At 65.8% G+C, this 10,690-nt stretch carries 8 protein-coding genes and 1 pseudogene; 1 reads left to right on the forward strand and 8 read right to left on the reverse strand.

Translation table 11 applies throughout. The features are described from left to right. From BG35_RS12605 to BG35_RS0103005, 5 genes are all read right to left on the reverse strand, one after another. The coding region (locus tag BG35_RS12605; protein WP_034416748.1) for an AAA family ATPase at window positions 1–889 on the reverse strand (889 nt) is incomplete at its 3' end. 39 nt (window positions 890–928) lie between these two features. Beyond that, window positions 929–2,092: a metallophosphoesterase family protein gene (locus BG35_RS12610; RefSeq protein ID WP_025781636.1), complete on the reverse strand. Its 1,164-nt coding sequence runs from the start codon at window positions 2,090–2,092 to the stop codon at window positions 929–931. A gap of 311 nt (window positions 2,093–2,403) precedes the next feature. Further along, window positions 2,404–3,996, reverse strand: coding sequence for a YcjF family protein (locus BG35_RS0102995; protein WP_025781637.1), 1,593 nt, complete (start codon window positions 3,994–3,996; stop codon window positions 2,404–2,406). Continuing rightward, window positions 3,993–4,493 carry a signal peptidase II gene (lspA, locus tag BG35_RS0103000; protein ID WP_025781638.1) on the reverse strand — a complete coding sequence of 167 codons (501 nt, stop codon included), beginning with the start codon at window positions 4,491–4,493 and terminating at the stop codon, window positions 3,993–3,995. The genes BG35_RS0102995 and lspA overlap by 4 nt, the downstream gene beginning before the upstream one ends. A gap of 4 nt (window positions 4,494–4,497) precedes the next feature. Next, entirely contained in the window at window positions 4,498–5,064 is a 567-nt protein-coding gene (locus tag BG35_RS0103005; RefSeq protein WP_025781639.1) for a biotin transporter BioY, read from the reverse strand. A gap of 80 nt (window positions 5,065–5,144) precedes the next feature. Between BG35_RS0103005 and BG35_RS0103010 the strand changes: the two genes are divergently transcribed. Further along, window positions 5,145–5,381 (forward strand): DUF3148 domain-containing protein, encoded by a 237-nt coding sequence (locus BG35_RS0103010; protein ID WP_025781640.1) that lies wholly within the window; start codon window positions 5,145–5,147, stop codon window positions 5,379–5,381. Here the strand turns inward: BG35_RS0103010 and BG35_RS09990 are convergent. From BG35_RS09990 to BG35_RS0103020, 3 genes and pseudogenes are all read right to left on the reverse strand, one after another. Further along, window positions 5,360–5,986, reverse strand: coding sequence for a M16 family metallopeptidase (locus tag BG35_RS09990; protein ID WP_071994765.1), 627 nt, complete (start codon window positions 5,984–5,986; stop codon window positions 5,360–5,362). The two genes, BG35_RS0103010 and BG35_RS09990, sit on opposite strands and share 22 nt — an antisense overlap. Window positions 5,987–6,225: 239 nt before the next feature. Continuing rightward, window positions 6,226–6,636: pseudogene (locus tag BG35_RS13570) on the reverse strand (insulinase family protein); the annotation flags it as partial. A 643-nt stretch (window positions 6,637–7,279) separates the two neighbouring features. Further along, a partial coding sequence (locus BG35_RS0103020; protein ID WP_025781641.1) for a UvrD-helicase domain-containing protein occupies window positions 7,280–10,690 on the reverse strand: 3,411 nt, incomplete at its 5' end.

Here is a 10,690-nt window from a genome sequence, read left to right on the forward strand (position 1 = left end):
GGCTGTGGTGATCCCGACCCAGATCCTTCACCCTGAGGTTCAAGGTGTCCAGCTCCCGGCTCTGCATGAGACACTGGCTCTGCAGGCGCCGCAAGCAGGGCAGACGCTTGTTGAGGGCCTCCAACTGACCACCCAACTGCCCCAGTTCGTCACGCACCTGGGCCAATCGCCGGCCCACGGCCCTGTCCTGTTCCACCAGTTGCTCCGCCTGGGCCAACGCCTCGGCCGCCAACGCCTTCTGTTGCTCAGCCTTCCACAGGGGGGAATGTTTCTTGGGCTTGGGGGTTCTGCCCAGGTTGGTAAAGGTGGCATTGAGTTGTTCGTCAATGCGCCCCGCCACCTGTTGATCCAGACGGGATTGCAGCGCCGCGCCGCCCTGTTGCTCCAACTGCCGGATCAGTTGCTCCAGCGGGTAGGTCTCCCGGTCCTGGAGAGGGTCGTTTCCCGCCTGTCCCTGCACAACCCAGAGGTGGCCCCAGCATTTGTCAAGGGCGGAACCGGCCCGGCGGCCGTCCAGGGAACCACCGCTCTCCAACAGGCTGGCAAGCTGCTCCTCAGCCTCTTGTCCCATCAGGGGCGGGCCGCCATGGGGGTGCAGCTCCGTCCGTCCACGGGAACCGCCAAACTCCTTGTGGAGCCGCCAACTGCGGCCCCTGGCCTCAAACGCCAGTTCCACCGTCGGAACCCCTTGATGGGTGCGGGAGTGGAGTTGATCCACCACGGCGCCGCTGGCGGTGGATTTCAGGAAAAGCGCCCGGTGCAGGGCTTCAAGAAGGGTGCTCTTGCCCGTTTCGTTGGCGCCGCCGATGATGGTCAGTCCCGGCGCAAAGTCCAGGCTCAACTCCCGGTGGATGCGAACGTTGCAAATTCGACAGTGGGCCAGTCGCATCCTTTCCCGTCAGTTCGTCATGGTTGGGGCTTGTGTCCCTTAAGCAGATCCTGGTTGCTCCTCTCGTCGCACCATGCGGAACAACTCCGCCAGCGCTCTGGAGGCAGTCTCGCAGACGGGGCCTTCACCTTCCAGCCGCTGCTGTTGCAACCGGGTGGCCACGGAGCAAACCACAGGATCCTCGGGTCGGTTCAGGAGTGCGTCCAGGTGCTCACCCGCGGGCACAGCCGTGCAGCAGCCCTTGCCAACCAGGACCAACAGTTGCTCCCGCAGACCGCGACTCCACTGTACATAGCGGTCGTGGCTGTCAAAATCCAGGATGCTGTGGCCCAGATCCAGGCTGAGCAGGTCACGGCGCACTCGATTCCCGATGCACTCCTCCACCCGCTGCTGCAGATGGTTCAGGTCCTCCCTACTGGAGAGTTCCGCCTTCAACCGGCGCCAGTTGAAGCGGCCTGTGGGGTGGGGGGTCACACGGGGCGGCGCACCCCGCTCCACCTCAACCAGAAGCACCTGGGACCGTCTACCGCTGCCGTCCCTGTCAAAACAGTCCGGCTCCGGTGTGCCGCAATACCAGGCCTTGGGCGCCACCTGCTTGAGGCCGTGCCAGTCCCCCAGTGCGACATAGTCCACCGCAGCGGCGGGTAGCCGATCCAGAGCGATCACGTTGTGATGAACCCGCTCGCCAAAATCGGCGACGCTCCCATGGGCCAGCACAAGGCGGGGCCGATCCGCCGGCAGGGTGTTCCAGGGGAAAGCGTGCAACCAGGCGGTGGGATCCGTGGCGCTGTGGCGGCGCAACAACGGACAGGGCAGCACCACAAGATCAGGCAGCACCACAGGTTTTGCCTGGTGGAGCAGTTTCAGATTGGGGGCATAGCGCCGCTGGGACGCCTGAACCTCCGGTCTGTGCCAGATGCCGTCGGAACCGCCGTGGTCGTGGTTCCCGGGAATCACCAGCACAGGGCATCCCACCCTGCCGACTGCGTGAAAACACTCATGCACCGTGTCCATGGGCAGGGTGGGGGCGTCCCAGAGATCCCCCGCCACCACCACGTAAGCCGCGCCACACTCTTGCGCCACCGCGCCAAGGCGGTCAACGGCGCCAAGGCGCGCTTGTCTCAGGAGACAGGCGGCTTTCTCGGCCATGGCTCCATAGCCTTTGCCAATCTGCCAATCCGCTGTATGGACCAGGCGAACCATGGGGCGTTGTCCTCCGGGCAAATGACGGATTGCCGCCACCCATGCGCCGTGACGGCAAGGCGGGGCACGGCTCTCGTCCCCTCTGCCGGCCTGGCGGTGGCGGGAGGGCTGGATGCCGTGGGTAGCGGTGGTGGCGCCAGCCTAGCGTTCCCCCAACCTGCCCCGTCAGTCCCCCGTTCAGGCAGACTGACCGCCATCCACGCTGGTCTCCGCCAGCCTTTGCCGTCAAGCCATGGATCGCCCCAAACTGGTGGCCCTGATCACAGGCATCCTCTCCATTGCCCTGGCCGTGCTCTACCTGGCGTTGGTGTTCATTCTGGATCATCGCTCCGGACTGACGCCGGCGCCGGTGGTTGGTGTGGTTGCGAGCTTGTCGGCAGACCGTTCAGGCGCCGTTGCAGCGGCTCCACGATCCGCTCCACCGCCATGGTGAGGAAATCGTTGAACTGGGCCTGGCGGCGGTTGAGGTCGTAGTGCTTGCGGATAGCGGCGGCCATGCCCCCGTCTCCCCAGTCCTGATTGTGGCTGAAGTACTCCATCAGGCTGGCGCCGGCAACCCGGGTCAGCCATGCCGCGCTCACCCCCTGCAGCGCCTTGGCCACCACCAGTGCGGGCCAGGCGGCGCTGAGGGCGGTGGTCAGCAGCATGGCGCCCCCTTTCACCAGCCCCAACCCCGTCATGGCCCGCCCCACCGCCAGGGCCAATTCCCGCCCCTGGTCCCGGTCCAGCTTGACCCCATGGATCCGCCCCAGTTCCAGCACCATCTGGGCGTTGACGGCGGCTGCACCCACGAGATCCAGCCCCGGCAGGGGCGTCAGGGCGATGATTCCCCCGCCAATCCAGGCATAGCGCTCAATGACGGTGCGGCTGTCCCGCTGCCGCTGGTTGATGAGCACCGCCTCGGTATCCACGGAGAGGTGGCGACTTTGCAGAAGGATGTTATCGGCCATAAGCTCATCCCCTTCAAGGCGCAGCACCTGAGCCAGACGTCGCAGCAGGGCGGCCACCTCCGGCGCTGGCGGCGGCGCTCCGGCGCCCCTTGGCCGTGGCGCACTGCTGACGGGCACCACGTCCTCCGCTGGTAACCGGGGAGCGCAGCGCTGCCGCAGCACCTGCAACAGCCGTTGTTCCTGCTGCTGCCCCAGCAGGTCGCACTTGTTGAGCACCAGCAGGAGACGCTTGCTCAGGGACAACAACAACTGCGCCATGCGCAACTCGCTGTCCCGCAGATCCCCGTCCACAACGAACAACAGCAGGTCCGCTTGAACCGCTCTGCGCCGGGCCATGTCTTCCCGCCGCTGTCCCTGGGCGCCGCTTTCCAGGATGCCTGGGGTATCCACCAGCCGCACGCCCCGGCCGAGGCCCGCCATGGGGAGGCGATAGCTGTAGCTGGTCCGGGTGGAGCCCATGGCGGGCTCCACGGAACCCACCATGTTCCCCAGCAGGGCGCGGATCAGGGAGGTTTTGCCGCTGGACCCCGTACCGAACACCACCACCACCAGATCCCCCCGTTCCAACTCCGCCGCCACTTGGCGGCGCTCACGCTCCAGCACTTGGCGCATCACCTGATCCCGCACCAGTTCCAACTGCCGCCCAATGCTGTCCAGGTGTTCTCCAGCAGCCTCCCGCTTGGAGTCGAAGGCAATGGGGAGAGTCGGATTCCGGAAACGGCCGGCCCACCGTGGGGACTTTCCACCGGGCCGCCATCCCCGCCATGTGATCCAGCCCAGCCAGCCCAGGGCCGCCACCGTCGCCAGAAAGAGGAAGACGCCCCAGCCACCCGCCAGCGTTTGCAGGCCTTGGGCCAGACCCGCCAACAGGGTGATCACCATCCACAGGGCCAGAAGGGCCGCCAGCACCACGGCCACACTCCAGATCAGCCGACGGGTGGTCTGCTTCCTCATGGCCTGCGGCGCTGCAGCAGAAGGTCCAGCAACAGCAGAGCCACGGCAAGGTTGATGGCCACGTCCGCCAGGTTGAACACGGGGAAGGCAATGGGCGCCAGCTCAATCCAATCCACCACCGCCCCCCGGAACCAGCGGTCCAGACCGTTGCCCAGGGCGCCGGCCAGCAGCAACCCCCAGGCCACCGCACTCAACGGCTGCAGGGGTGGGCGCCTCAGCAGCCACACCGCCAGCCCCAGACTCACCAGCAACGAGATCAACCCCAGCCACGCCACCCCCCCGTGAAACAAGCTGAAGGCTGCACCCGTATTTTCCACCAGTCGCCACTGCAAGAGCCCCGGCAGGGCCGGTTGCGCCTGACCCAGTTGGAGTTGGCCCAGCATCAGCGCCTTGGTGGATTGATCCAGCACCGTGCCGCCAGCGGCCACCAGCAGGCTGACGCCGGCAAGCCGTGGCTTCCGACTCCGTGGGTGGGTGGATGGTTGTGGGTTGGGCACGGCCTCAGTAGAGCAGGAGACGGCGGAGCAATGCGGCAACAACGGCCACGGGGCAGGCCATCACCGCCTGCAGTGGCAGTGGCAGCGCCCAATAGCTGATCATCAATTCCAGCCAGGGCATGGACCAGTGGCCCACCACGGCCCCCAGGAGCAGGTACGCGCCCCCGCACAGGGAGACCACCACAACCCCCGCCATGGCGGCAACCCAGAGGCTGAAGAGGTCCCGCAGAGGGATCCGCTGCCCAATGCGGCCCACCAGCCATGCACCGGGAATCAGGCCCAGCAAGTAGCCAAACCCCGGCTCCAGCACGTAATCCGGGCCGCCACCGGCATGGAAGACGGGAAACTGGGTCAGCCCGAAGGCCAGGTAGGCCACGGCGGTCATGAGTCCAACCCGGGGGCCGCAGATCAGGGACGTCAGCAGCACTGCCGCCAACTGGCCACTGGTGGGCAACTCCACCAAGCTCAGACCCCCCAGGGTGGGCACCGCCAGGGTGGGCTGGAGCAGTCCCGCCACGATGGTCAGCAGCAGACCCATGACAACACCCACCAGGTTGATTAAAGCCTTCATGGCGTGGTGCGGGGACCGGAACTGGCTGGCGAGAAGACGGGTTGGGGCTTACACTCAAGCGCCCTTGCGCTGGTGGATCCATGGAGCAGGCTGATGGGCCATGCCCGGCTTTTGACACAGGGGCATTGGTTCGCCTGATGGAAACTCAACCCTACCTGAAAACAGCAGACCCCATGCCCATGCTCCGTCCCCCGGATCTGGTGGAGACGGGGGACGAAGGGGTGGTGGTGGAGTTGCGCCCCCGGAACATGCTGGCCGTGCGCTTCCGGCGGGGCACGTTTCTCCTGGCTGCGGATCAGGTGGAGCCCGTCCTCTGAGACCAGACGTGCTCCAGGGGCGCCGCCAGGGCCTGGGGACCCACCACCGCCAGACGGGGTTGGGCAAGCCAGCGGCGCGCCACCCGTTGACAGTCGGCCCCATCCCGTTGCGCCAACCGGGCCAACCGCTGCTCCGCCTCGTCCACAGCCATGCCGTACCCCCGCAACAGGGCCAGCCGTTCCGCCACCTGGCCGCTGGTCTGCAACGCCGTCAACTCCTGCCCCTGCAGCTTGGCCCGGGCCAGGCCCAGTTCCCCGGGCTGAAGGGGCGTCTCCAGGAGCCGCCGCCACTCCGCCAGCAGGAGTTCCAGCGCCAGGGCGGCCCGCTCCCGGCTGGTGGAGAGATGCACAATGAACGGGGCGCTCTGTTGACGCACAGGGAACAACGCCCCCACCTCATAGGCCAGACCGTGGGTTTCCCGGATCACCTGGGGTAGCCGGGCGCTCATCCCGGCGCCGAGATGGCATTGCAGCAGGCGCAAGACAGCCTGGTCCTGGTGAGTGAGCCCACAGGTGGCCGCCCCCAGAAGCAACGCCACCTGCTCCGTGTCCTGGGGATGAAAGGCCATGGTGGCTGCCGTGGGCAGGGCCGCGGGCGGCGGCATGGGGGGGAGGAGCCAGGGCAAGGGGTCAAGTCCTCCGCCAGGGCCGTCAGATGGGCGGTGGCGCCCTCATCCAGATGACCCGCCGCGGCAATGACCATGGCGCTGCCCCCCCAGCCTTGATGGGCTTGGCGCAACTGGTTGGAGGTCAGGGCCGCCACCTCCGCTCTGTTCACGCCAAGAGGGGCATGGCCGTATCCCCCATGGCCATACAGCAGGCGACGCAGCTCCGCCAGGGCAAGCTGCAGGGGATCTTCCCGTTGTTGATCCAGAGCCTGCAGGGTGAGCTGCTGCTCTCGTTGCACCTCCCGGGGCGCCAGCAGCGGCGTCTGGACCATCTCCCGCACCCTGTCCAGGAGGGGCGCCCCATCCGCGGCCATGCAGCCCAGACACAGCACCACCCCGTCTTCCCGGGCGCCGGCCGCAAAATAGGCGCCGCGAGACTCCAACTCTTCCGCCAGGGCTACGGCATCCTGACGGATTGTCCCCCGCTGAACGGCACCGGCCAACAGGTGGGCCTGTCCCCGTTGCCCCGGGGGATCCCCGGCGCTGCCCCCGGCAATCCACCAGCACAGGGCCATTAACCCCCCATGGCGCCGCTGCTGAACCAGCAACTCTACGCGCTGATGACGGTGGTGCAGGTCGAGACGCATGGGGAACGTATGGGTTGAGCAGAGTGAAACGGATGGGGCAAAGGAGACAATGGCAATGGTGATTCAGGGCGCCTCAAGCAGAGGTTTCAAGCATGACTCCTGGGGATCGTAGATGCAGTCTGTGACGGCGCCGTCCTGGATTCTTTCAACAGCCCAATCACGGGGCGAGGGAGCAGAAACCATTCACGGGGGACCACGGTATTCCCTTAAGAATTCCTGCTTCCCACAACACAAGTCATGCAAGAGATTCACGGAACGGCTAAACTTTGGATAACCATTGCAATAGATGACGACTCGGTCGGAAGATGACCATGACGCCTTGTCACTCGCAACCAATCACCAAAGCAAGGGCCTTTAAGAACTTTCTCACAAACAGTGACCTACTCTTGGGAGAGTGTAGTCGATGTTGAATTCAACTATGCTTACCCCGACTGCCAATACCACGGGGACAGGTCGTCGGATTGCGCAGACGCACTCAAAGCGGTTGATTGCCTTCGGATGGTATGGTCAGACACAAGCTCAAGGATTGAGCCTGTTTCCTGACCGTTTTTGGCCAGCTTCGTCCAGTGCTGACTGGCGTAGCCCGCCTATGGCATTGCCCAATCCTGTATGGCACGCTTTTGCAGGCCAATTCAGAGGTTCCCTAGCCCCTCGGGCCTTTCTCTTCAAGCTCTAAAGGCTCGAACACCAACTCCGGCGCCACCACCTCCCAGGAATCGCACCGGATGCGGTTTTGATACTCCGGCTTCGATTGCCCACGACTCCGGACAACCACGGCCAGCACCGTGGCGGAGCGGCATCTCATCCCTCGCGGCGGCTGAAAGGCCTGGGCAAGACGCCCCACCACATGGCCTGTGGAGTCCAGAAGCTCCCAACGCCCGTCGGGGCCAATGCGTGTCTTGAGCGGGTCACCGGGGGACAGGGCGGCGACGGCGGCGTGAACGGGATCACTGCCGGGGCGACGGCCGGCAAAGCCCAGGTCCACGTGTTTCAGTTCGGCATGAATGTGGCGGTAGGCCATGGCCGGGGAAGGGGGTTGAATGGGGACAGGTTCGCGCCAGAGCACGGCGGAATGGTCGGCCAAGCCGGCCTGCAACCAATGGGCTGGCCGGAAACGGGCCAGCAGCAAGGTGTGCCTGGCGCGGGTCATGGCCACGTAGTAGAGGCGGCGCTGTGCGTTCGGATCCTCCCCTTGCCGGACACGGCCCTCCCAGGCCCCGTCCAGCACAGCCACATGGTCAAACTCCAGACCTTTGGCCCCATGGGCGGTCACCAGCAGCAGGCCCTGCTGACGTTGCCGCACCTCTCGGCTCCACTCCGCCAGCCATTCGATGCACTGCTCCACCGGGGTCTCCCCGCCACCCGCCACCCGCCTGTAATCCTCCATGGCCTGCCGTAGCAGGTCGTACCAGGGACCTGACGGTTGGGCCGCAATCCAGTCCGCCAGCGCGTCGCCGTCCACCACCGGGGGCGTGCGACTGCGCAGCCAGGCCACCAGGGCCTGGGTTTCCCTGAGTCTCCATACACCGGGAATGGTCTCCTTACCCATCTGCACCGGGATGCCACGGTCCTCGCAGAAGGCCCTGACCGGGTCCAGCCATGTCCACTCACGGGCCACCACAGCACAGCGGCGCCAATCCCATCGGGGCGCCAACTCCTTGAGGCGCAACAACTCCTCCATGACGGCCTGGGCCTGGGACAGGGCGCCATCCCCAACCGGCAGGATCTGCACCCGCCCCTGGGCGACGGGGTCAATGGTTTCCCATAGACCACCCGATGGTTCATTCTGCCGTGAACGGTTGATGTGGATGGGATACTCAGCCTTCATTCGCTCCCGAGCCGGGTCAATGACGGCGTTGGCCGCCGCAATGATGTGGGCCGTGGAGCGGTAATTTGCCGTCAGATAGCTGGGCTTGGCGTTGTAATCCTCTTCAAACCGGCGGATGAACTTCACCGAAGCGCCGTTGAAGCCGTAGATGTTCTGGTCGTCGTCCCCCACGGCAAACAGGGTGAGCTTGCCGGCATCCTCTTCCCTGGCGCGCCCCGCCAAGGCGGAGATCAGGTCGTACTGATGGGCGTCGATGTCCTGGTATTCGTCCACCAGAATCCAGCGGAAGCCCGCCAGCAGTCGGTCCCGCCGCGCATCAGCCTCCGCTTCCGGCAAGCCCTCCCCCTGCAGCACGTCCACAGCGCGACGGATCACGTCCCGGAACGGGTCGTTGTCGGGTGAATTGTCGGAACGCTCCAGCCACCCACTGAAACTGGCGCCCGCCACCCGCATGGCCAACCCATGGCAGGTGAGCACGGTGACGCCGCCGGCATCGTCACCGATCAGTTCCTCCAGCCGCTGCCGAATCTGGACTGCGGCGTGACGGTTGTAGGCCAGGGCCACAATGCCCCGGGGGTTTTCCCGCCGCACACGGATCAGGTAGGCGATCCTGTGGACCAGCACCCGGGTCTTGCCGGAGCCGGGGCCGGCCAGCACCAGCACGTTGGTCTGCTCCCGGTCATCGGCGACAATGCGCTGCTGGAACGGATTCTTCAGACTGTCAACGATGGCCCGCCATGAAGCGGGTGTGGTCTGGCGTCTGATCTCCTTGTCCCGTCCCGGCAGCCAGCGGTCAAGGAACCGGTCTTCCGGCAAGCTGAAGTAGTCCATGGCCAGCCGCAGCGCCTCGCCTATATCGGCAAGGCCCCGCTGGGCGAACTCCGCCATCACGTGGACCTGCAGCACCTTCCCCTCGTAATGCAGCGCCAGCGGTTCGAAGTCCGCCTTGGCGAAGCCGCGCCGCCGTTCTCCTGGTTGCAGGCGGATGGTCATGGCGGGACGGAACACAACCAGGCCCTTGTTGAGGCGGATGACGTCCAGTTCATGGAGCCACATCAGCGACCGGTCCAGCAGCTTCCGGGAATCCCGCACCTGGCTGTTCAAAGCCGGGTCGGAGGTTACGGCCCGCAGCAGGTTGCCCATGGTGGTTTCCGCCAGCAGGTCCGCCCCCCGGATTCCACGGGGCAGGCGGCCCAGCAGATGGGCCAGCAGGTGTTTGGCTCCCATGCGGCGCCGGCGGGTCGTCTCTTCAAGGACCGACCATTCCCGCTGCAGGGTCACCCGCGCCGTCTCCATGTCCCGCTTGCGCACCGACCAACTGCCCCCTGCACCGTTCTCGCCCCGTCCGTCGTCGGCAATGCCCCGCACAATGCGCCACAGCCCTAGCGGCAGAGGATCGGGAAGCCCCTGATCCCGCAAGATCTGGGCGGCCCGACGCAAATGCAGGGTGGAGGAGTCCCCCTTCCCCTGATCCGGCGCCGCTTCCCGCATGTGGGCGATGAGGGCGGTCTCCAACGCCGTCGCCTCTTCAAAGCGTTTGCGGGAGGAACGGTTCACGCCGGCATGGACAAACGCCGTCAGGGCCGTGTCGTTGTTGGCGATGCCCAGGTGCTCCAGATCGTGGAGGGCGGTCCGTACACCCTCGGGACTCAACCCCGCAACTCCCATCAACTCGTCCGTGGTGACCCCTTCGTCCGGGGGCGCGTTGATCAGCCTTTCGACGATCCTCAGGAGTTGCTTGCGGCGGGCAGGCGTCATGGTCCGGGTCCGGCCAAGCCGCTGTCGGGCCTCCTTGAGGGACGTCACCTGAAGGGAGGATGGAAACACGTGGACAGCGTTCTCTTCCCGGGTGAGCAACTGCGATTCCTCCAGCCAGGTGAGGGCCGTGCGCACCCGGGTGTCGTCAGTGAAGGAATCCCGCTGGAAGGCTCCGTCTTCATCTTCCCGCAGGATTTCCCCGGCAGTGGCCACCACCTCGCCGTTGAACCGTTTCTTCCGGTTCAAGTTGCGCAGCGCCCGGAGAATGCCGTGGATCTCCGCCCGGGTGAGCCGGGAGCGGGCCGATAGCTTGAACTGCTGCTCCACGTCCTCGGGCGTGTACAGCAGCACGCAACGGGCCTGTTGGCGATCACGACCGGCGCGGCCCGCCTCCTGGAGATAGTTCTCCAACGACCCCGGAATATCGGCGTGGATCACCAGCCGCACGTCCTGCTTGTCGATGCCCAT

The sequence above is a fragment of the Candidatus Synechococcus spongiarum SH4 genome (assembly GCF_000586015.1).
Classification (GTDB): Bacteria; Cyanobacteriota; Cyanobacteriia; order PCC-6307; family Cyanobiaceae; genus Synechococcus_B; species Synechococcus_B spongiarum_F.

Coding starts and splice junctions, on each gene's coding strand:
- BG35_RS0103010 (WP_025781640.1), top strand. CDS start 5,145: ATGGAGCAGGCTGATGGGCCATGCCCGGCTTTTGACACAGGGGCATTG.
- BG35_RS0103005 (WP_025781639.1), bottom strand. CDS start 5,064: ATGAAGGCTTTAATCAACCTGGTGGGTGTTGTCATGGGTCTGCTGCTG.
- BG35_RS12610 (WP_025781636.1), bottom strand. CDS start 2,092: ATGGTTCGCCTGGTCCATACAGCGGATTGGCAGATTGGCAAAGGCTAT.
- BG35_RS0102995 (WP_025781637.1), bottom strand. CDS start 3,996: ATGAGGAAGCAGACCACCCGTCGGCTGATCTGGAGTGTGGCCGTGGTG.
- BG35_RS09990 (WP_071994765.1), bottom strand. CDS start 5,986: ATGCCGCCGCCCGCGGCCCTGCCCACGGCAGCCACCATGGCCTTTCAT.